This is a genomic window from Janthinobacterium sp. GL_088, from assembly GCF_057837845.1.
Map to the genome: position 1 here is coordinate 4,320,918 of NZ_CM174453.1, position 21,655 is coordinate 4,342,572.

20 protein-coding genes are annotated in these 21,655 nt (G+C 61.9%); 1 reads left to right on the top strand and 19 read right to left on the bottom strand.

Going from position 1 to position 21,655, the window contains the following annotated elements:
- Nucleotides 1-192: 192 nt before the first annotated feature.
- The 18 genes from AC3IQ7_RS19260 to AC3IQ7_RS19345 all read right to left on the bottom strand — a co-directional run bounded on the left by AC3IQ7_RS19260 (nt 193) and on the right by AC3IQ7_RS19345 (nt 18,783).
- Nucleotides 193-348 (bottom strand): zinc-binding metallopeptidase family protein, encoded by a 156-nt coding sequence (locus AC3IQ7_RS19260; protein WP_158301248.1) that lies wholly within the window; start codon nt 346-348, stop codon nt 193-195.
- Nucleotides 349-398: 50 nt separating this feature from the next.
- Complete coding sequence (locus AC3IQ7_RS19265; RefSeq protein WP_158301247.1) at nt 399-734, bottom strand: hypothetical protein; 336 nt, start codon at nt 732-734, stop codon at nt 399-401.
- Nucleotides 731-1,081 carry a hypothetical protein gene (locus AC3IQ7_RS19270; protein WP_489207060.1) on the bottom strand — a complete coding sequence of 117 codons (351 nt, stop codon included), beginning with the start codon at nt 1,079-1,081 and terminating at the stop codon, nt 731-733. Before AC3IQ7_RS19270 ends, AC3IQ7_RS19265 begins: the two co-directional genes overlap by 4 nt.
- On the bottom strand, nt 1,078-1,575 hold the full coding sequence (locus tag AC3IQ7_RS19275) for a glycoside hydrolase family 19 protein (protein WP_489207061.1): 498 nt from the start codon (nt 1,573-1,575) through the stop codon (nt 1,078-1,080). The genes AC3IQ7_RS19270 and AC3IQ7_RS19275 overlap by 4 nt, the downstream gene beginning before the upstream one ends.
- A gap of 14 nt (nt 1,576-1,589) precedes the next feature.
- Nucleotides 1,590-2,018 carry a hypothetical protein gene (locus AC3IQ7_RS19280; protein WP_034785835.1) on the bottom strand — a complete coding sequence of 143 codons (429 nt, stop codon included), beginning with the start codon at nt 2,016-2,018 and terminating at the stop codon, nt 1,590-1,592.
- Nucleotides 2,019-2,086: 68 nt separating this feature from the next.
- Nucleotides 2,087-3,409 carry a hypothetical protein gene (locus AC3IQ7_RS19285; protein WP_478309132.1) on the bottom strand — a complete coding sequence of 441 codons (1,323 nt, stop codon included), beginning with the start codon at nt 3,407-3,409 and terminating at the stop codon, nt 2,087-2,089.
- Entirely contained in the window at nt 3,410-4,264 is an 855-nt protein-coding gene (locus tag AC3IQ7_RS19290; protein ID WP_151096289.1) for a hypothetical protein, read from the bottom strand.
- A gap of 394 nt (nt 4,265-4,658) precedes the next feature.
- Nucleotides 4,659-6,497 (bottom strand): hypothetical protein, encoded by a 1,839-nt coding sequence (locus AC3IQ7_RS19295; RefSeq protein WP_489207062.1) that lies wholly within the window; start codon nt 6,495-6,497, stop codon nt 4,659-4,661.
- Entirely contained in the window at nt 6,497-7,327 is an 831-nt protein-coding gene (locus AC3IQ7_RS19300; RefSeq protein ID WP_489207063.1) for a hypothetical protein, read from the bottom strand. The genes AC3IQ7_RS19295 and AC3IQ7_RS19300 overlap by 1 nt, the downstream gene beginning before the upstream one ends.
- Nucleotides 7,324-7,812, bottom strand: a complete 489-nt coding sequence (locus AC3IQ7_RS19305) for a DUF4376 domain-containing protein (protein ID WP_489207064.1) — start codon at nt 7,810-7,812, stop codon at nt 7,324-7,326. The genes AC3IQ7_RS19300 and AC3IQ7_RS19305 overlap by 4 nt, the downstream gene beginning before the upstream one ends.
- Entirely contained in the window at nt 7,812-9,293 is a 1,482-nt protein-coding gene (locus AC3IQ7_RS19310) for a hypothetical protein (RefSeq protein ID WP_489207065.1), read from the bottom strand. The genes AC3IQ7_RS19305 and AC3IQ7_RS19310 overlap by 1 nt, the downstream gene beginning before the upstream one ends.
- On the bottom strand, nt 9,290-10,759 hold the full coding sequence (locus AC3IQ7_RS19315; RefSeq protein ID WP_099378778.1) for a hypothetical protein: 1,470 nt from the start codon (nt 10,757-10,759) through the stop codon (nt 9,290-9,292). The genes AC3IQ7_RS19310 and AC3IQ7_RS19315 overlap by 4 nt, the downstream gene beginning before the upstream one ends.
- Nucleotides 10,756-15,348, bottom strand: a complete 4,593-nt coding sequence (locus AC3IQ7_RS19320; RefSeq protein WP_489207066.1) for a phage tail length tape measure family protein — start codon at nt 15,346-15,348, stop codon at nt 10,756-10,758. The genes AC3IQ7_RS19315 and AC3IQ7_RS19320 overlap by 4 nt, the downstream gene beginning before the upstream one ends.
- A 51-nt stretch (nt 15,349-15,399) precedes the next feature.
- Nucleotides 15,400-15,810 (bottom strand): phage tail assembly chaperone, encoded by a 411-nt coding sequence (locus AC3IQ7_RS19325; protein WP_489210484.1) that lies wholly within the window; start codon nt 15,808-15,810, stop codon nt 15,400-15,402.
- Nucleotides 15,744-16,187 carry a hypothetical protein gene (locus AC3IQ7_RS19330; RefSeq protein ID WP_034751875.1) on the bottom strand — a complete coding sequence of 148 codons (444 nt, stop codon included), beginning with the start codon at nt 16,185-16,187 and terminating at the stop codon, nt 15,744-15,746. The genes AC3IQ7_RS19325 and AC3IQ7_RS19330 overlap by 67 nt, the downstream gene beginning before the upstream one ends.
- Before the next feature lie 73 nt (nt 16,188-16,260).
- A complete protein-coding gene (locus AC3IQ7_RS19335; protein WP_489207067.1) occupies nt 16,261-17,466 on the bottom strand; it encodes a phage tail tube protein in 1,206 nt (401 codons plus the stop codon).
- 339 nt (nt 17,467-17,805) lie between these two features.
- A complete protein-coding gene (locus AC3IQ7_RS19340; RefSeq protein ID WP_489207068.1) occupies nt 17,806-18,348 on the bottom strand; it encodes a hypothetical protein in 543 nt (180 codons plus the stop codon).
- A gap of 18 nt (nt 18,349-18,366) precedes the next feature.
- The gene (locus AC3IQ7_RS19345) at nt 18,367-18,783 is read right to left on the bottom strand and encodes a FeoC-like transcriptional regulator (protein WP_489207069.1); all 417 of its coding nucleotides are present in this window, start codon (nt 18,781-18,783) and stop codon (nt 18,367-18,369) included.
- A 149-nt stretch (nt 18,784-18,932) separates the two neighbouring features.
- Here AC3IQ7_RS19345 and AC3IQ7_RS19350 point away from each other — a divergent pair, with 149 nt between their 5' ends.
- Complete coding sequence (locus AC3IQ7_RS19350) at nt 18,933-19,646, top strand: S24 family peptidase (protein WP_099378773.1); 714 nt, start codon at nt 18,933-18,935, stop codon at nt 19,644-19,646.
- A gap of 44 nt (nt 19,647-19,690) precedes the next feature.
- Here AC3IQ7_RS19350 and AC3IQ7_RS19355 read toward each other — a convergent pair whose 3' ends face one another.
- Nucleotides 19,691-21,577: a propionate--CoA ligase gene (locus AC3IQ7_RS19355; protein ID WP_489207070.1), complete on the bottom strand. Its 1,887-nt coding sequence runs from the start codon at nt 21,575-21,577 to the stop codon at nt 19,691-19,693.
- Between the last annotated feature and the right edge of the window lie 78 nt (nt 21,578-21,655).

Genomic DNA, 21,655 nt, shown 5'->3' on the forward strand with positions numbered 1-21,655 from the left:
GACGGCGGCAGCGGAAGCCCCATCCGAGACTGGCGCGAGGTAACAATAGCCTGTGCAATACCAGGCCGATGCCAGGCCGAGACCAAGCCAAGCGCAAGCCAAGCACGATAGCCGGCGCGCGCTGCCAAGGGATTGCGCGCGGAGCAAACAAGCCGCAGCGCAGGCGTCGACGTCGCCGAATACCAGCCTGTGCTAGCTGCAGGTACAGCCATCAACGAGCGCTGCCAGCTGCAGCACATAGGCCTCGCGCAGCTGCTCGCACGCCAGCACGGCTGGCGCCTGCGCAAAAATCTCGTGTGCGGCACGGCTGAGCAAGCGCACACGGCCAGGAAATCGCGCGCGGCGCACGTAAACAAGCCGCAGCGCAGGCGCCGACATCGCTGAATTACCGGCCTGTGCTAGCTGCCGGCACAGCCATCAACGAGCGCTTCCAGCTGCCGCACATAGGCCGCGCGCAACTGCTCGCGCGCCAGCAAGGCTTGCGCCTGCGCAAAAATACCGTGCTGCGGCACGGCTGGCAAGACGGGTGCCGAAGGACGAGCAACCTTGCAGGGCACGGCAATGGGCAACCTTTCTACTGCCGCTTCCTGCGCCGGCCGGCCTGCCGCGCAGCCGCCCAGCAGGCAAATCAGCAGGCAAGCCCATAAACAGGCCGGCAAGCAAGCACGCCAATAGTTCCAGGCCCACAGCGTGGTCCACAGCAGCGGCGCCACACTCGTCATTGCCGCGTTCATGGCGTCCCGCCAGCGGCTCCACCGGCCGTTTCGCGGGCGATCAGCGCCTCGGCAGCGCGGCAGGCATCGCCTTCGGGCTGCAATGCCAGGATGCGCGCCGCTGCCGCTTGCGCGTCTGCCTGCCCGGCCTGCGCTGTGGCCAGCGCCTGCCTTGCCCGCGCCGACCGTCGCACGCCCTCTTCCCGCAAGGCATTCAGCGCCTGGTTCTGGCGCCGCAACACGCCCTGCACCTGCAGCACCTGGGCCGCGCACGCGGCACGGCCCGCTTCGCGTCCCCAGCGCTGCGCGCAAAACACGGCCGCGCCCAGCAACAACAGCATGGCCACAATAGTCAACGACGGCTTCATGCCAGCACCTTGCGCGCGACGACATACAAGGCCAGACGTTCGGCCAGGCCGTTTACGCCACCGTTGATGCGGCGCGTCACCCGTTCCTGGTCACCCGCGTCGGCCAGGCCGTTCAAGCCGCGCGATTGCCAGAACCAGCCCGCCGAGCGGCACGCGAAAGTCGTCGCTTCCAGCAACTGCGGCGCCGCCAGCAAGTCCAGGCCCAGCGCCACACCGCACGCGGCATAGTTGGCGCGCCCCGTCACCTGCAGCAAGCCCCGTCCCTTGAAGCGCACGCCATCGCCAGCGATCACATTACCCAGATCCGCCCTCCCCTCATAAGCCGCGCCACTGGCAAGCTCGCGCACATAGCGCAACTGTCCCGATTCGTGGCCCACCTGCGCCAGGAACGACGCCTGGCGCAGCGGCGTATCAATATCGAACTCGGCCATCGCCGCATTCAAAGGCGCCAGGAACAGCGTAGCGCGGCGGCCGGCCAAGGGCATGATCTGCATCAATTGCGCGCCTGTCACAGCATGCCCCGCACATCCTTGACTGCAGCGGCCGCATCAGCCGCCAGTTCGCCGATATCCTTGCCACGCCGCTTGTCGAACCAGCGCACGCAGGCGCCCAGCACCCACCAAGCGGGCAAGCCTGCCGCCACCATCAGCGGCGCGGCGATGAACAAAAACCCCGTGGCCGGGTCGCCGCCGTACAGGCCCGCCACGGTCTTTGCACTGTCGAACAGGCTGGGCCACCACGACAGCACGGCGGCCACGAGCACGGGACCGAGAAAGGTGGAAATGATAATGCTGGAACAAAAACGAATAAATGCCTCCTTGGTGGACTGGGGCCACATGAACATGAAGCCCAGCGACGTGGCGGCGGCGCCGGCCAGCACGGGCACGCCAAACAGTTTGATCAATGCGCCGCCGGCGGCGGTGGTTTCGAGGGCCATGGTTGTCTTTCAGGTGGTGGAAATGAAAAAACCCGCCGAGGCGGGTTTGGATGTTGCAAGCACAATCTTTATGCCACCTTCACGATTACACGGGCGCGCCCATCGTCTTCGATTGCGATGACCTTGCCGATGGCGCGCATGTATTGCTGGAGTGTCAAGTCCTCCTCATTGATAGCAGTGCCTGCGATGCCATCACCATGCTGTACCGGCACGATGAACTGGCCTGGAACTGCCCCCTGGATATTGCATGGCACCTGGCCGGCGAAAGCGATACGGTCCACCATCTGGCGCAGCGCTTCGAGTGCCGCGTCGAAGGCAAGTCCGGGAGCCTGCCGCGCTGCCCACTCTTCATCGGTATCGCCCGCGAGCGGCACTTCGCGATACACGGCAGCCTTGGCGGGAATCGCCGGCGTGATCAGGGTGAGGCCATCGTAGACGGCCTCGACAGCTGGTTGCGCCTCGCTGACCAGCTGCGATTCGACGCTACCGGGGGTACGCGTCACGGATGGCGGACGGGGACCGAGCCGCTGCGACCATTTGTCGCCGCCTACCATGCAGGGATCGGTGGATTTCACGACAAACGAGATGGCCTCGGCCCAGCGATCGGTAAGCTTGCCATCCGCGCCGATGCCGATCAACTGACCTGGTACGATGACTGTACAGTCAGGTGCCTTGAACATGTACTCTGCATAGTCGGCGCCGCCAGCGTTGATCGTCCCGCTGACGTTAATGCTACGCCCCGTGATGGTGCTCGCATTTATAGACGCGCTACACGCCGAAGCGGAACCCATTGCCCCTGACGAAACATAGAACGTCGTGCAGTTTGGGATCCTGAGGTTAATCTTCCCCTGCGACTGGTCCCCTCCTCCTATGATACTTTCGCTCTCCATCGCTGAAATGGGGCCGACTTGTATCGCACTGGAAACGATCCGTGCCGATGAAGACAGGGTGCCTCGAACTGCTAAATCTCCTGCCCCGCTGATGACCATCAGATCAGCACTTTCCAAGTTGCTCTTGACATCAATTGCACGCAGGCGCAGGTCGTATGACACGCAGGTGTACGTGCCATTAGATGTGGGCCGACCAGATGACGTGTACCACCTGAACTGCCCCTGATACGATAAACCATTTGTCCCCCCGACCCCTAGCGCCGCCACCAGCGATGGCGATGTTCCTCCCTGATGCGCCGCACCACGCAGCATCGTGGGCGCGTCCCCGGGGGCCGGGGCGCCAGGAGTCACAAATGCAAGACTGCTGAAGCTGACGATCGGCCCAGATAAATTGCCGCCCGTCAGTGGCAGCGCATTGTACGGTCCCGCCGCAAATGCCCGATCCATTTCGTTCAATTTCTCGTTGACGTTAGGCATACCGTCATAAAATTTATCAGCCATTTAAATTCCTTCAATTTGTAGTGCGGCAGAATAAGTGTCAAAGTACGGCGTAGCCACAGCATCGATATTGCTGACCTTGCCATACAGCATGTAGTCCTGTTCTACCAACGGATCCGGATTTTCCGGGAACAGGCTGAACAGCATCGGCTTGCCCTTGCCGTTCTCGCGCAGGATGCGCATGAAGCGGGCGCGGTCCATCGGTGTCAGGTGCGTCAGATTGATGCTCAGCTTGTCGCTAGTCGTGCCCAGCGCGGTTTTCAGGTTGCCTGCACCCGTTCGGTAATTTTCACTGCTATCCTGCGTCTGCAACTGGGCGCCGTAATCGGCGTTATATTGCGGTGACCAGTAGTTGCCCACCACCAGACGCGAGATTTCCAGGTAGCCTTCCGGGCTTTGTGGCGCAGACACGTCGATCACTATCTGGCGCACGCGCACCGGCGCGAACCATGTCACGCCGTCAGAGCCGCCGCCGCGCGGCCAGGTGTTCACACCGCCCCACTGGTAAGCGTTCCAGCCGAGCGGCAGCACACCCCAAGGATAGGATCCATGCACAGCAGCTGGACACGGGAAGATGCTGCCTGTGTCGAATACCGGCACGGCGTCGCCCGGCCGGGCATAACCGCGCACGCGCATGCGCGCGCTACTGGTCATATTGGTGGAAATCAGCGCCACGCAGGCGATGGACTCCTGTGTCGGCCATATAGCTGAAATGGTCTGCGCCGTGCCGACGGCGCGCAGCACGGCATTCTTGCTGTCGCGCTGTAGGTTGGCCGGGCCCAGTTCGCCGGTTTGACTTAATGCAGTCAACACCGCGCGATCAGCGGCATTGTCGTGGATGATGCGAAGATTTCTCATGGCAGCATTGCCCCTTCCAGGATGAGGTAAGTGGTTGGTGAAATCAACCCAGTGGTAACGCCGATAGGCTCGGTGGCGGTATATCAACAGCGCTGCCTCGGCACCATCACCTCGACTATCTCGGTACCGGACGTGTGGCGCCGCATGCTCCGATAGAACTCGGCGCGCCAGCGATTGGTGCCGCCGCTGGGATCGTATGACGGGTCGGAGGTTGGGCAGCCCATCACGACAGGCGGGATCAGCGGCGGGATCGTCATGACAACCCCATTTGCTACACAAGATGCGAGCGGAAACTCAACGCGCCGTCGGCGCTAGTTTCGAGGGCCATGGTTGCCTTTCAGGTGGTGGAAATGAAAAAACCCGCCGAAGCGGGTTTGTGGTGACTGCTGTTTTGCTACACGACCTTGACCATCACATAGGCCCGGCCGTCGGGTTCAATCGATATCACGCGACCGACGGCATCGAGGTACTGCGAATGCGTGAGGTCTGCCTTGCAGACGGGAATACCCATGATGCCGGCGCCGTCCTGGACCGGCACGATGTAGTCGCCCGGCTGGGCGCCCAGCACGTTCACCGGCACGCGGCCGGCGATGGCGATGCGGTCGACCTTCTGGCGCTCAACTTCCAGCGCCGCGTCGAAGGTGGCCATGGCTTCGGCGTCCTGCTGCACGGCGACGTTGTGGGTGGCCAGTGCAGCACCATAGGTGGCCTGCTTTACCGCCCATTCGTCGTCGCTGTCGCCCGGCTCGGTTACCACGTCCTCGTATTCGGGTGGGTTGGTGCCAGGTACTGCCTGCTGCGCGACCACATCTTTACTGCGGAGGGGTTGAGTCGGCACAGGCCCTGCCTGGGGCGCTGGGCGCTGCCCTACGTCATTCGCCCAGGAATCACCACCAACAAACGAGGGTGCGGTCGATTTGATCGAGAACATAACGGCATCGGCCCACAGATCGGTGACCTTATTTCCCGCAGTGATACCGACAATCTGGCCTGGAGCTACGATGCCGCACATCGGGCTTTTGAAAATATATTCAGCATAGTCATTACCCATCGTATTGACCGTGCCTTTGTTATTACTGCTGCGTCCAGTGACAGTATTAGCCATTACGATCATTGCTGCGTTCGCTGTGTTACCCCAGTCCCCATCGCACCTTCGGAACCCAGCCGAATTAGACACAACCAAAATATCAGCGCCCTGCACCCCATCCTGCGCTATGGTATGGGAATAAGTCGCGGCTACTTCAGTCGGAGTACCCGCCCGAAGTCGCGGTATATAGATTTGCCCATCTCCTGAGATGGAAAGCAATGTTCCAGAGTGATTTCCAGAACCAGCATCGAAGGCCTTGAGGCGCATACGATAGCCCTGATAGTATGGTACGTTGTTACCGGCAGAAACATCCCAATGAAATGTTCCCGGATACGCAAGCCCAGCTATACCGCCTATACCCAGTGTCAGCATATTCCGATATGCGCCACCGGCCATTGTATTTTCTTCGCTGCCCGAGTTAAGGAATGATGTGCTGGTGCCACCGTTTCCAACAAATACGGTAGACCTGAACATAGTGGCTGCAGTAGATGTATTAGTCTCCGCAGGTGCAAACCCCCTGTATCTTGGCGGATAGGCCGCAGTATTTCCCGAGTCATACACCATTGTTCCAGCGGGCGTCGCTGTCACTGATACTGGCTGTGCGTATGTTGTGGCGGTAAAGCCCTGCAGACTAAATGACGCCGAACCAAACGTCCCGGCTCGGAAATTCAAGTACACCTCAAAAGTTCCGTTTACTTGCTGAAAAACCTGTATCCGCGCGTTTATCGAAATGGTGCCATTAAACGTCGAATCGTAGTAAAAGCCACCCCGGACACCCAGCATGAGGACGAAGGGGGAACTGGCGTTTGCTGCCCAGCTATCATTCAATACCCCGTCAATGCGCAGATGCTGTGCATTGGAGCTGCTATCCATGGCAAATGTGGCAATCCGATACCAGAGGTCTGTCGGGGGGTTTTGTCCAATGTAGCTGTATCCATATTTATTGGTAACGCCCACCGCCACAGGAGAATTTGTTGCAATTGGGATGTTCGGATCAAGCCACACCGGATTCATGAATCCATTCGGCCCGCCCACCGGCGACATGCCCACCTTCGGCGCATACGACGCCACCACAGCGCCGCGCCCCGCCAGCTCGTTCAAACGCTGGATAGTATCCTTCTGGCCATAGTAAAAAAAATCGCTCATTACAACTCCTCTATTTCGATGTTAGTGGCATATGCCTGTAAAGATGGCGTGGTGATGACGGCCAGATTGGCCAGGCGGCCGTACACCTGATGCGCCTGCTCCAGCTCGACATCGTCGCTGTCGGGAAACAGGCTGATGAAAAGCGGACGCGACAAGCCGTTGCCGCGCACGATGCGCCACAACTCGGCCCGGTCCAATGGCGTCATGTGATCAAGCGCCAGCGACAGCTTGCGATACATCACGCCCCGCTCCACCCTTTGTTCGCCAGCGCCATTGCGGTACTGGCTGCTGGTATCGACCGGCGTGACACCCGCGCCATACGAAGCGTTCTGTTCGGGCCGCCAGTAGGCGCCCGCCACCAGGCGCGCGACCTCAATGTAGCCGGCAGGGTTGTCGGGGTCGCTCAGATCAATCACCAGTTTCCTGATGCTGCGCATCTGGAACCAGCAACGGGCGTAGGTACCGCCGCCGTAACTATAGGCATTCAAGCCCAGCGGCAGTGCCCCCCAATCCCACATGCCCAGCCTCGCATACTCACATGCTGGCATGACACCCGTATCGAATGCAGACGCGACGTCGCCAGGCTCGACGTAGCCGCGCACGCGGATGGTAGCCCCTGAGGTCAGGTTGCAAAACGGCAGGGCCGCACCACCGACGATTTCTGGAATCAACCAGATCGCCGTGATGGTCAGCGTCGCACCTACCGAACGCAGCACTGAAGATTTACCTTCGCGCTGCAGGTTGTTCGGTCCCAACGCACCAGCCTGGCTCGATGCCGTCAACACCGCGCGATCACCGGCATTGTCGTAAATGATGCGCAAGTTGCTCATGCGTCCCCCTGCACTGGCCAAACGATGGCATCAAGCTCTTCGAAGGAAGTCGCGGCGGCGATCTGTCCACGCAACTGAAGAGCAATCGCGAACGCCTCGGCAACGTGCGCCCCCAGCGCGGCGCCGACGGCGATCATTCCGGCCGCATCGAGTGTCAGGTTGGTGTTATCAGACAAGGTCCAGTCGATGCTATATGGCTGGCCGGCAGCCTGCGCCATCAGGGCCAGCTGCGCGGCTCCAACGATGCGGTCCTTGTCAGCCTGATACATGGCGCCACAGCAAACAAAATCCGCAGACTCGGCAAGCGCGCGCACCTGCTTGATGCGCGCCCAGGTAGCAGCCTTGACGCTATCCAGCGTTCTTGCATCTATCCATATGTCTGCCTTCGCATCGTATTCGTGATGCTCGCTGGGCTGGGGCTGTATCGTCCTTCCTGTGCGCTCGTTTGTTTGAGTGCCGTCACTGTTGACAATGATTGTTTCCATTAAAAATTCCTTGCGATCACAATCGCCTGACATTGTTTAACATAGAGCTTGCCTCTGTCCGCAGCGGTAAGGTAAGCATTGGTGCCGGAAACGCCGAACTGGACGGTGTCACCCACGTTGATGTCCAAGGTAAGTCCGTAGACGGTTGCGGCAGGGCCATCGCCGCCCTGCCGCTCCTGGACTCCGCTCATCCAGAGCCAGTTCCCGCCATTGATGCGGTACCAGATGCTCAGTTGATCGTCGACCACCGCCGTGCAAACGATTGAAAAGAAAACGGTGCCAGAGCGGATACGGAGCGCGGCAGGCCACCCTGGAGCGTTGTGCTTGAACAGTACTTCCAGATTCGTAAATACAGCCGCGGAATTGAGCGACGAAGCCTCAATGAATACTCCGGATGCGGACGACTGCAGGGAAATCGATGGATAACCGGGTTCAAAAAATGCCGTTGCAGCGGAGGCAGTGCCAACAGACACGCGCGCAGATGAAAGGTCGCCAGAGAATGTACCTTTCACAGCGTCCAGCTCACCGGAAAATTTTCCTTTGACTGCATCCAACACACCGGCAAAGCTGCCCTTCGCCGCTTTTAGCTCTCCCGAGAAGGTGCCCTTGACGCCGTCCAGGTTGCCGCTAAAAACGGCGCTGCCATTGACGATGGAAAATCCTGGTGCGTAGATATTTCCTGCCGCATCGATTTGCACATACTTTCCCAGTCCTGGATTGCCAAACAGCAATCCGTTCTCGCTCAGGTGGAAGCCGCTACCGCCATTGCTTGGCCATGCATAGGCATTATTGGGATAACCACTACCACCATGCAGCGTCGCGCTGTAGATATCGCCCGCCGTGACCTTGCCAAGATCGGCACTGATCGCGCTCAGCTGCCCCACCTTGAGCGCATTCAAATACGGCGCCGACCACTTGGTGGTGCCGCTGGCCGGATTAAAAATACCGTCCGAACGGTACAGCGATTCGCCGGCGCCAAACAGCGGCGGCGAACCTTCCCACACCGTGCCGGCGCCCCAGGTATCAACCGGCGGATAGGATGTTGCGCCCTGCGTGCTGAGCGTCGCTGGCGCGCTGGCCAGTGACAGCAAACTGGTCTTGCTGTAGCATATCCGTGCCGAGTTTCCCGTCACGCCGTCGAAAATCTTGCTGACCGTCTGGCTAGCCGTGTAAGTCAGGCCGTCGGCCACGATGCTGGCCGTGACCGTCACGCTGTCGCCCACCATGCCGGCATATGTCAGCGTGGCCACGTTGCCGACGCGCGTCAGCACGCTGGCGTTGCTGGCGGTGAATGTCACCTGGCCCTGCATATTCACCAGGCCTGCCGTGAAATCGATGCTGGCAGGAGCGGCAATTGTCGTGGCGGCCACCTTGAACGCCTGTGCCGTGGCAGCCAGCAGCAGCACGCGGTCGTTGGCCGGCGCGAAGCGCGGCACGGTATTCATGATCAGCCTGTCGCGTTCCCCCACTATCGCGCTCATGCCAGCACCCCCACCGTCACTCGGCCCGTCAGCCAGAAACGCGACAGCATCACCACCACGCCCGGCACGCCGTCCTGCAAGCCAAAGCGTTCAGCGCGCAATTGCACGGGCTGCCCCAGTTCCAGCATCATCATCTCGGGTTCTCCATCAAATTCGTAAATGGTGCGCGGTACCTTGCTCAAGGCCAGGCGCCGCTGCGCTTCCGCGCGGGCATCGGCCCGCGTCTTCAGGCACGTATCGATCTGCACCGGGTCGTCGGAGAGGCGGTAACGCGTGCGCACCGCCGCGTCGACCACCGTTTCCGTCAGCCATTCGGTGGCATACAAATCCGCATGCGCGGGCGGAATGCTGGTCGTCAGGGCGGCTTGCAGCGTCCAGTTCCGGTCGAAGCCGATCTTCACGGCGGCCGTCACCGGCAGACGCTGCGCGGGACGCAGCGAGCGTTCGCGCATCTGCTCCGGACCGATCGCCACAGGCACGCCGGCGGCCGGCAACGCGATCTGCACCAGGCGCAACTGGCCGGTGCGCGACATGATCGCCTGGGCGCCCACGCTGGCCGCCAGTTGCTGAATCGCCTGCGCCTGGTTCGTGCGATCCGCTACATACAGCCCCACCGGTTGCGGGTGGGACGCATCGAAAGCGGTCAGGTTGTCCAAGTCCAGGTCCGCCAGGGTAAAACGGTCGGCTGCCTTGCCATAGGCCGTGGCGATGCGCTGCACCAGCGGCGCGATGCGCGGCGCATAGCCGCCGCCCTTGTCACCCTGCACGCTGGCCGTGATCGTGGTGGAAAACGGATCGGTAGTCAGGTTGAAGCGACCCGCCTGGTCATTCAAGGCCACAGCAATCGGCTTGCCGTTGGTGCGCACTTCAAACGTCGATTCGACCGCGCCAAGAAAACCGTACTCCAAAGTGGCGGGATTGGTCAGCAAGGGCGTCACGTTGTGGCACTCGCCGAAGGGTATCGGCAGGATGGCGTCCTTGTTCGGCGTCGTGCCACCCAGCTTCGCCTCGGAAATCGGCGTATTCAGGCGCTGCAGCTTGTCGCGCAGTACCAGGTTGACCGACTCGCGCCCCGCACTGGCCACGTCGGCGATGATGCCGTCGAAGACCAGCCGGAAGTCGGCGCGTGGCCACGATGCATCGCCGGCCCAGGCCTTGAGCGGCCGGTTCATCCAAACGTCGTCCAACCAGCCATCGAGCGCGCCGTCGGCGTTATCAAGTTCGATATCGCCGCCCGACAACCCCGCCTCGCCGGACAGGCTGACCTGTTCCGTGAAGGCCAGGCCGCCCTTGGCCAGCGGCTGGTACGCGGTATTCGCCGGCACCTCAAGCGGCCCGGTCACGTAGGGCCGCGAAGCGATATATCGCGTCACCTCGCTGCCGGCCACATTCACCTGCGCCTCGATCAGCACCATGCGGATGGCCGACGGGCTTTGCAGCCATTCCTGAAATTGCGCATCGGTCATGCGTATTCTCCTTTCACTGCATTGGCCCAGGCGGATGCCCGGGACGATTTGTCCACGCCATCGACCACCGTCCTGGCGGCGTTGGCGTTCGATTCAAAGGTGGCCTGGATGGTGGCGCCCGTTTGCGCCCGCTGGTCGGCGCGCAAGCCTTCCAGCTCCACGCGCATGGCCTGGTTGTCTTCGCGCAGGCCGCGGATTTCGGCCACCAGTACGTCGGAGCCGACGTTCGCCGCCGACGAGTAGCGCACGGGGTCGAAGACCGCCGCTGTCACGGGAGAAGTCATCGCGGCAAGTGCAGCGACCACGGGAGGATTATTCAGTTTCACGCCCAGGTCCGCCGCACCGCCCATCGCCGCCCGCAGGCCGGCAATGGCCTGTGCCACCGTCAGCACGCTGTCGTTGATGGTGATCAAGCCCGATACCTGGGCATTGAGCGCATCCAGGCTGGCCTGCTGCACGTCGACCTGCGCGGCCGCCCATTTCAACGCTTCCTTGTTCGCTTCCACCACGCGGGCGTAATCGGCCGCATAGCGGGCGTCGGAGGCGTTGACCACTTGCGACGCCGTCAGAAACGCCTGCTCGGCGGCGGACAGCCCCGATTGCGCAGTCGTGTCGCCGGCATTTGCGGCCGCCAGGGTCTTCTCGAACTGCGCCCGCGCCTCGGCGTACTTTTGCTCCGGCGTGAGCGTCGACTGTGCGCCCAGCGCCATGCTGGCATTGAGCCCGTTCAAGGTCGCCACCCACGATTTCGACTTCTCCAGCGCCGACTTGGCCGCTGCCGATTCCGTTTCATACGCCTTGGCCAGCGCATCCTTTGCACTGGTCACCGCCTTGACGGCCTGGATCTGGTCGAACAATCCGCGATTACTATCGGCGATGCTGGCGCGCTGCGCGGCCAGCAGCTGCGCTTCAGTTTTCGTCAGTTCGTTCAACTGCTGCTGCATATCCTTGCGTTCGCTGGCGATGTCGCTGGCCGTCTTGTTCACTGTGGCCAGCTCACCCGAGGCGACGCTGAGGTCCGCAGCATAATCGGCCGCCTTCTTGAACGGCTCGGCGATGGCAAGCAACTGCACGTACATGCCCTGGCCCGCAGCAGTATTCAAGTCCTGCGCCAGCACCAGCGCCTTGAATTGCTCGCTCGTCGTTACGCCGGACTGGCCCATCGCCGCCATGGCACTACGCACCGACTTGGTGACCGGGTCCATCTGCTCGGCCTCGGTCAGGAAATTCTGCACGAAAAAGCTGGTACCACTGGTCAGGGTATCGAGGTCGCCGGCCGCCTGAATCAGGCTTTCGCTCAGCGCCACAGCGGAAAGGCCGGAGGTGTTGAAGGACTTGCCCAGCACGGCCAGCACGTCCGACACCTGCATGTAGTTGTTGGCCACACGCGCCAGGGTTTCCAGATAGCCCTCGCCCACGGCCTGGTATTTTTCCAGACCGCCCACACCGAACTTCGCCATATCGTCGCCCAGCTTGGAAAAAGCCGCTTCCAGGGCCTTTTGCATTTCCTCGCCCTTCAAGTCCTTCAGGCTGATCTTGCCCAGGTTGACGACGAAAGAATTCAGCTGCGAGGTAAAGGCATCGCCGTCCATTCCCAGCAAGTCGGCGGCCGAGACGATGCTCGTGCGCAGGCCCAGCACGATCTTGGTAAACTGGTCGTTCGTTTCCGCTCCCATGGCCGTGAGGTTCGTGGACTTCTTGTCGCTGGAAAACCAGCCGCCAGACTTCTTGACATCGACATAGGAATTCACGTCGAAGCGCTTAGTATCAAGGTCGCCCAAGCGCGACGAGTTGGTGACTACCCCCACATCCTGCACCGTAGTCTTGCCGCCAAAGATGCTGCTGACGACATTACCTATGAAGCCGCCGCTGGAACTGCCTTTGGTTCCCAATGCGGACGTCAGGATGTCCGAGCGCACCAGCAAGCTGCCCAGGCCGCCGATGCCCGAGACGATCTGCTTGAGCGAGACCACCATCGACGACGAATACGCCAGGCCCAGGCCGGAGTTTTTCTCCATGATTTCCAAGCTCTTGGTGATCGACGCCGACTTCGCGGATGAATCGCCGAGCACCGTGCCAGTGCCATTGGCAGCTTGGCGATCCTTCGCCGTCGTGTCGACGCCGCCACCGCCGCCGCTGAAGGCGCCGCCCAGCACGGCGGCAATCGCCGCTGCCGCTGCCGCATAGCCCCACGGTCCCATGGAGCTCATGAAGGACATGAACACGCCGGGTACCTTGGCTGCATTCTGCGCCGTTTGGCCGGCCATCACTGCCCCCGTCTCTGTGGCCTGCCCGACGACCACGCCCGCGGCAGACGAGCCCGAGACAAACAGGCTGGTGGCCAGTTTTTGCAATTGGCCAGCCATTTCCACAGCGCGGAAAGCTTTTTCGGCCCCTTCCATCAACTTGTAGCCCGTACTGTTTTCCTTGAAGAAGCCCTTGGCCGCACCAGCCATGTCGCGGTAACCCTTGACCTGTGCCTTCGCGCCATCCTCGCGTGCCTTCGATTCCGCAGCTTCTTTTTTGGGTTTATCCTCTCCCGCGTCCACGAGTCCTTCGCTCAAGGTGCGTTGAATGTCACGCTGCGCCTTCTGGTAATCGGCAAAGGCCGTACCCAGCTTGCCGATCGCCGCCCCCGCCTTGCCGAACGCCTTTTCCAGCGCATCGCCCATGGCCTTGGCGCCATCGACCATGTCTTTCCACGTTTTTTCGTCCGCCGCCTTGGCGTCGGCGCGACTCTTGGTCTCCTTTGCCTTGGCCTCCTCGTCGCGTTTCTTCGCCGCCGCTTCCTTCTCCTGGCGTGCCGTTTCCTCCAGTTGCGCCAGGTCGGCGTTGACTTGCTGCTGTACGCGCAGCTGTGCGGCGCCTGCTTCCGCGATCTTGTTGTCCCTTTCCTGCTGGCCCTGCGCCGTCTTCGCCTGAAAACCTTTTAATACCTCGGCTTGCTGCTGGTAGGCTGCCACTTCGGCAGCGCCACGCGCGCTAATGGCCATGCGGCGGTTGGCAAAAAACTCATCCTCGCTCAAGGCGCCGCCTTTGCGGCGCGCTTCGTCGAGCTTGGCCTGCTGGTCATAACCTTCAGTCTTGATGCGCAACGCGCTTTGAATCGCCTGCAACTGACCTGCCAGCACCGCGTCGCGAGGGTCGGAACCTGCCGCTGGAGGTGCGGCAGTCCTGGCAGGTGCGGCAGTCCGGGAAGGTGCCGCAAACGAGGCTCGCATATTCTGCCGCAGCTCTTTCTCCTTGTCGGCAGAGAAGGGAACACCGGCGGCTCTGGCATTGGCCAGGGCTTCCTCAAACTGCTTGATTTCCGCGACCTCTCGCTCCGCCTTGGTGACATAGCGCTTCTGCAGCTCGCCCAGCTCCTTGACGGCCTGCTTGGAATCGGCATTGCGTTTCGATTCCGCCTGGTCGGCCTTCGCCTTTGCTTCCAGCTGCGTCTGCTTGTTCATCGCCACTGCCAACGCCTTGGCCTGCTCCTGCTCAAACTGTTCCATCTGGGCGCCGGTCAATCGCGCCGCCGGGTGCGTGCCGGGAACCAGTTGGCCTGTGCGGCGCACGTCGGCCGTGCGTTTCTTGATTTTTTCGATCTCGTCTTCCGGCGTCTCTTCGCGTCCGATAGAACGCATGCCATCCATGAAACTGGACCAGAGATTCTTGCTGCCTTGCAGCAAGGTACCGATCATGCTAAGCTTTTCAGCGCGTTTTTGCAGGCCTGCATTGATCAAGTCACTCGCCATGACCATGGCCTCTTGCGTCTTGCCTTCCTTTTCCAGCGCCGCGATATGCGCGTACTGGGCACCCGTGAGGATGTTGTAATTCTTGTCGTGCGTATCGACCCAATTGGTGACGCCATCGGCCATCGTCGCAAAGTCGGCCGCCACAGCGCCAGCCGATTGGCCATTCATTTGCGCCATGGTGACGGCGGCAGCGCCCACGGAATTGAGCGCTTCACTGGTGAACTGGCCCGTTTCCACCAGAGTCTGCAAAACCACGCGGGTATCACCCAGGCCACCCTGGCTGGCATCAGAAACCGACGCCACCATAGTGTTGAACTGGCCTTCCGTGATGCCCGCGGCATTTCCTGTCAGTTCCAGGGCACGGGATAACTTGTCCGATTCCAGCTGGCCCTGCACGAAGGCCTCGGCCACGAACGCCGCCATGTCGGCCGCCATCTGCAGCGCCAGCAACGGCCCCGCACCCAGGCGTTTCATGGCCAATTCCGTCAAGCCGGTGGCGTTGGCCATCTCCCCAAGGCCGTCCTTGATCTGCCCGATGTCGGCGTTCAAGCTGCCTTCGCCAATCTTGGCCGAGGCTTTGGCAAAGCCATCGACCGCGGCCATACCCTTGAACATGGCATCCGCAGCGGCGCTGCTTTCGTCACCGAGTACTTTGGACGCGTCTGCCGCCGCGCGTGCCGCTTCGGCCTGCGCGCGTACCCGTGGTTCGAAGTTGCCAAACTTGGTACTGGCTTCCTCGACTTGATCGCCTGTCTGTTTACTGGCGGTAGCCAGGTCATTCACCGCCTGCGTCCCTGCCTTGATCTCCGCCGCATTCACGGCAATTTTTAACTCTGTTATCTCTGGCATGTTTGGCCCATAAAAAAGGCCGCGCATGGCGGCCGGGTTGGAAAATGCGGGTCAGCCCGCCGCATGCTGGTACGACAAGAACAGCGCGTCGAGCTGGTCCAGCAACTGGTGCTCGAACGGCTCGATGGCGATGGCGTGGCGCGCCTGCCAGGCGAGGATTTCCGTGCTGGCGATGGGGTTGACGGCCATGCCATTCTGCCGCTTGCGGTTCAATTGCGCGAACCATTCCCACACGTGGGCCAGCTCGAACGGCATCGGCGGCATCGCCTCCTCGGGCGGTGCGCGGTACAGCGGATGGCGCCGGGCGGCGTCGATATGCTCGCCCTTGGCATGGCCATCGGCCGCCCGCGCGCCGCGCTCGAACTGGTGCCCGGCGTAGCGCAGCAGGCTGGCCGTCAGAGTTTCAAAAAATTCGACTCGTTTTCCAGCGCGGTGGTCACTTTTTCCTGCCAGGTCGGGTATTTTTCAAAGGCCGCCTCCAGCAGCGCCGGATCGAGCGGCACGGGTGCGCCGTTGCTCGTGAAGCCATACCAGCCCGTGACCACGGCCAGTGCCAGGCGTTTCTGGTTGCCGTCAATGGCTTGCACCAGCAGTTCCGCGCCTTCGTCGGTGGAGGCGTCGATGGCCGTCTTGCGACGTGCCGACTTCTTGTAGCCTTCGGCGCGCACGGCGTTGTTGGCGACGCGATACTGCTCACTGTTCTTGCCGACGATGGTCAGGCCGGCCACCGCTTCGCCATCCGCGTCGAAAATGACGGGCACGTCGAAGGTGACGGGAGTAGCCGCCGCGTGGATGTTGCCGATGTCGAAACCTGCCTGGATTTTTTGTGCGTTGTTCATATGTGCTGCTTTCTGGATGAATTAAAGATAAAAAGGCCGCCACGAAGGCGGCCCCGGTGCAGGCGCTAGCCGCTTACAGCGCGCTGTCCTGGATGGTCAAGGTGGTCGCTTCATGCTGCGCGTCCGTGCCCTTGTAGCGCAGGACGTCAAAGGCGCAGGTGACGATCTTGTTTTTCTCGCCGTCGTCGATCTTGGCCGAGGTGATCTTGATGCGGCCCATGGCCAGCGCCAGCACGTCAGCGGTCGGCGCCGTGCCCGACGCCATGGCGTAGGCCAGCGGGATTTCCGTCTCGGACTTGAAGTAGTCGAGATAGGTAGCGTCCTGCAGCAGGACCGTAAACTGGCCCGAACCCATCACCTTGCCGCGCGAGGCGGCCGTGGCGTACTTCGAGCCGATCACCGGATCGACCTTGACCTGACCGTCCAGTGAGACGGACATGCCGGTGCAGATCTGCGACGGGATGCCGTTCACCGACAGCATGGCCGTGGCGCCCGAGAATTTGCCGGTGCCCGGCGCGGCCAGCGGCGTGGGGAAATACGGTACGGCCGTGGTCGGGCCTTCCGCCTTGCCCATCAGGGTGAAGTCCAGGCTGGTGATGCCGTTCGGCTGCACGGCGATATCCATCTTACTGACCAATTGATCGACGAAGCTGCGGTGCACGCCGATCTTCGGATCCTGCACTTCGGCCGTGAACCAGTCGGTGGTATGACCGGTCAACGGGGTGAAGCTGCGCTTGCCGACCGCCGCCACGCCGACCGAATCGCCAGCCGCCTTGACGATCATGACCGTACCGTCCATGAACTGGCCATTCAGGTTGGTGGCCGTGACCGACGTGACGAAGAAGTTCTTCGCGTTGTTGGCGGCGGCCGGCGCCGTCATGCCGGTGATGCGCACAACGCTGCCGGCGCGGAAACCTTCCGCCAGCCAGGAGCCGGCGCTACGGGTCAGGCCGGAGGCGGCGGCCGCGATGGTTGTTTGCGCGGCAGCGACGCCGCCCGCCGTGAAGTCGCGGCGCAGCAGCGCCGCCATCAGCGGCGCATACGTGCCGCAAGCTGCTTCGGCCTTGATGGCGCCCGTGGTGCGGAAGTTGCCCAGGCGGGTATCGCCCTGCTGCTGGCTGGCGTCGATTTCGGCGCTCGCGTATTTGTCCGCTTCCGTGTCGAAGGTGGCCGTGACGCGGGGATAAATCTGGCCGCCGCCGGCGGCGGCCTTGCTGCCTTCGGCGCTTTGTTTGCTGATAACGATCAAGCTGTCGATGCCGTTTGCTGTCGATGCCATAGTTGTAAAACCTTTCGTGGGATAAAAAAAGACCGCCAGCGGCGGTCTTGGGGAGGGAACTGCGAATAATCGGGAAGACATATGAAAAACCCGCACGCGGTGAGGCGGCGGGCTGGTGTCCGGATGGCGTGGGGCCATGCCGGATGGAAGGTGGGCGAAGGGACCATGAAGGCCGTTCGCTGCGCTGAGTTCCCCTATCGGTGTCGCGCTGGAAGCGCGTCTATTACGAGTGGAGAAGCATGTGGTGTACTGCGCTATTCGCTGTGTTGCAGTTGCTGCGTGATCGAGACTCTATTCTAGGGGGCTTTTTTTCATCGCCGGGCATATTGCAAAAACTTTTTAGTGACCGAGGCGGCGCATGGCGCGGGCGCCGTGCGACTGGAAGATGCCTTCCAGTTCGCTGACCATGTCCTTGATGCGTTCGAGTTCGAAGCCGCCGGAGCAGCTGATGGCCGCTTCGCCGCCGCCGTGGCAAGCCTGGCAGACGACAGGTGCGCCGGCCTGCATGGCAGCGACGACGCCCGTACCATGGCAAACCTTGCATTTGCTGTCGAGCCAATGCGCGAGCGACGCTTCGGCCACGCGGCGGTACAAGGTATTGGCTGCCTGCGTATCCCAGGCAGTGTGCGCCTTGACCCAGCGCCGCGCGCGGCCCTTCTGCGTCACGGCCGCCGTCCAGGCGCGCAGCAACTGCGCCAGGTTGCCCGCATTGCCTTCGAACAGGCGGCTGACGGTGCCGTCCGCATATTTGACGCGGCACAGCAAGGCGCCCATGTCACCGGCCAGCGCGGCGGCCGCGATCACGTCCAGGTCGTGGTGGACGGCATCGTCGCGCAAGTTCTGCGACGACAGCGATGCGATGAATTTTTCTGCAAACCCCATGATTTCTCCTCGTTGATACTAATCGTTGTTCTGTGCCGGGCCAAACAGCGCCGCCACCAGCGGATCGCGGCGCGCCGTGCCGCGTGTCCAGCTGGCCGTGCGGCGCACTTGCGGCGGCAGTTCGGCCCAGCCATCGACCTCGTCATCCTGCTCGCCCAAGCCGTACAGGGCGGGCCGCTGGCGCCCCGGTTCCGTGCAGTGGCGCTGCGCCAGGTGGATCTGTCCCATCCCACACATGTGGCGCAAATAGCGGCTCATGGTGCCCGCATCGAGTCCCAACAAAGCGGACAACTGCGCCGCGCTGGCCTGGCCCTGCTCGCGGATGTATTGCGCGATGCGGGCGATATGCAGCTGCGACTTCTTGCTGCGTCCCTGTAACTGGCGCCCCTGACGTGGCGCCGTCCTGCTTTCCACCAATTGACTGCTGTTCAACATCTGCCTGACCTCCCGTGGTGTCGCCAACCGGCAGACGCTGTAGTGCGTTTGCGACAGGCAACGAGTGGACTTTATCAATCGCTAATGTTAAAGTCAAGCATTTGGTAATTTATCAAACGGTAAATTTCAGGTTTAATGTGGAGATGAATATGTATCAATACAGACGCGACCGCCTGCTGGCCCTGATCCGCGAACACTACGACAACACGCGCAAGAAAATTTCCGACGTCAGTGGCTGGAGCGAGGCGCGCATCTCGCAAATCCTCTCGCCCACCTACCGCGAGGGACGCGCCTTCAGCGAAAAGATCGCGCGCAAGCTGGAAGCGGACTTGCAGCTGGGCAGCATGTATTTCGACCAGGGCGCGGCGCCCGACCAGGCGGCGCTGGCGGCACGCGCACTGGCCGGCGTGCAGGCCGTGGTGGTGGAAGATGGCGAGGATGAACGCTTCTACCCGATCCGCAAGGTGAAACTGCGCCTGTCGGCAGGCATCACGGGCTTTGCCATCGAACCGGAAACGCACGACGGCAGCACCATCAGCGTGCCGCGCAGCTGGGTCGAACGCAATGGCTACCACCCAGAAAAACTGGTGGCGATCAAGGTCAAGGGCGAGAGCATGGAGCCGGCCCTGTACGAGGACGACGTGGTGATCATCAATACGGCCGACAACCGGCCGGCCGATGGCATTGTGTTTGCCATCAATTACGAAGGCGAGCCGGTGGTCAAGCGCATGGCGCGCGATATCGGCGAATGGTGGCTGACGTCGGACAACCCCGACCAGCGCAAATACCACCGCAAGCTGTGCCGTGGCAATGAATGCCTGATCGTGGGCAGGGTCGTGCGCAAGGAAAGCGACCGGATTTGAAAGCGAAATTTATCGATTGATAAACTTCGCTTTCAATTGGGCGTTTACGCCAGCGCTGCCTGGATTTGCTGCAGCGCGGCCGGGTCGTCCATCGACGTCAGGTCGCCCGGGCTGCGCCCTTCGCAGATAGCCTGGATCGAACGGCGCAGCAATTTTCCCGAGCGCGTCTTCGGCAGCTGCGGCACGAACAGCACGCGCGCGGGCCGCGCCACGGCACCCAGCTGGCGGTCGACGACGGCCATCACTTCGCGCTCCAGCACCGCTTTCGCTTCAACGCTGTCGAAGCCCTGCGGGTCCTTCAGGATCACAAACGCCATCGCCACCTGGCCTTTGAGCTTGTCCTCCACGCCCACGACGGCCACTTCCGACACGTTCGGATGGCTGGTGATGCTTTCCTCGATTTCGCGCGTGCCCAGGCGGTGGCCGGCCACGTTGATCACGTCATCGGTGCGGCCCAAAATAAAGTAATAGCCATCCGCATCGCGCACGCCCCAGTCAAAGGTGGAATACACTTGTCGGCCGCTGAAAGTGGACCAGTAGGTGTCGACGAAACGCGCATCGTCGCCGTAGACCGTCTGCATGCAGCCAGGCGGCAGCGGGCCATCCAGCACCAGCACGCCCTTCTCGTTCGCGCCGCACTCCTCGCCCGTCGCTTCGTTGAGCAGCTTGACCTGGTAGCCGTACATGGCCAGGCCGGGGCTGCCCAGGCGCGTCGGCGTGTCCGCCACGCCTTTCGCCACCGAGAGGATCGGCCAGCCCGTCTCCGTCTGCCAGTAGTTGTCGATGATGTCCACTTTCAGCTCATCGGCGATCCATTGCGAGGTGGTTTCATCGAGCGGTTCGCCCGCCAGGTACAGCGCCTTCAATGACGACAGGTCGTATTTGCGCATCAGTTCCACCGGGTGCTTGCGCAGCACGCGGATGGCCGTCGGCGCCGAGAACATGCGCGTGACCTTGTATTTCTCGACGATGCTCCACCAGATGCCGGCATCGGGACAGATGGGCAAGCCCTCGTACAGGATGGTGGCCATGCCGGCGATCAGCGGGCCGTACACGATGTAGGAATGGCCCACCACCCAGCCGATATCCGAGGTGGCAAAGAAAGTTTCGCCGGGCTTGCCGCAAAACGTGTATTGCATCGACGACGCCAGCGCCACCGCGTAGCCGCCCACGTCGCGCTGCACGCCCTTTGGTTTACCCGTCGTGCCCGAGGTGTACAGCACATACGACGGCTCGTTCGCTTCGAGCCAGGTGACGGGCACCTGCGCGTCCAGGTGCTGCTCGCGCAGTGTCGCGTAATCGACATCGCGGCCCGGCGTCAGTTCCATCGGCACCAGGTGGCGGTCGACCAGCAATACCTGCTGCGGCTTGTGCGCGGCGATGCGGATGGCTTCGTCGAGCAGCGGCTTGTAGGCAATCGCCTTGCCATTGCGCGAACCCGCATCGGCGGAAAACACCAGCTTGGGCTGCGCATCGTCGATGCGGCTGGCCAGGCTGTTGGCGGCAAAGCCGCCGAACACCACGGAATGCACGGCGCCGATGCGCGCGCAAGCGAGCATGGCGAACGCCGCCTCGGCGATCATCGGCATGTAGATCAGTACGCGGTCGCCCTTGACGACGCCCAGCGACAGCAACATGGCGGCGCAGCGCTCCACTTCGCGCTGCAGTTCGCGAAAACTGTAGCTGCGCTCCGTGTTCGTCTCGGTGGAAATGGAGATCAGCGCGGCGGCATCGCCCTGGCTATCCACCCAGCGGTCCACGGCGTTGTGGCACAAATTGGTGGTGCCGCCGACAAACCACTTGGCGAACGGCGGGCGGGAATAATCGAGCACTTGCGAAAACGGGGTATGCCAGTCGATCTTGTCCGCTTCCTCGCGCCAAAAAGCATCAGGCGTGTCGATCGAGCGTTGATAAAATGCTGCGAAATCCATGTCTCCTCCGGTATGCGTGCATTCTTGTATCGGGGCCTGGCCGAACTGGCCTGGCCACCGCTTGTGTGCATCGCCTGC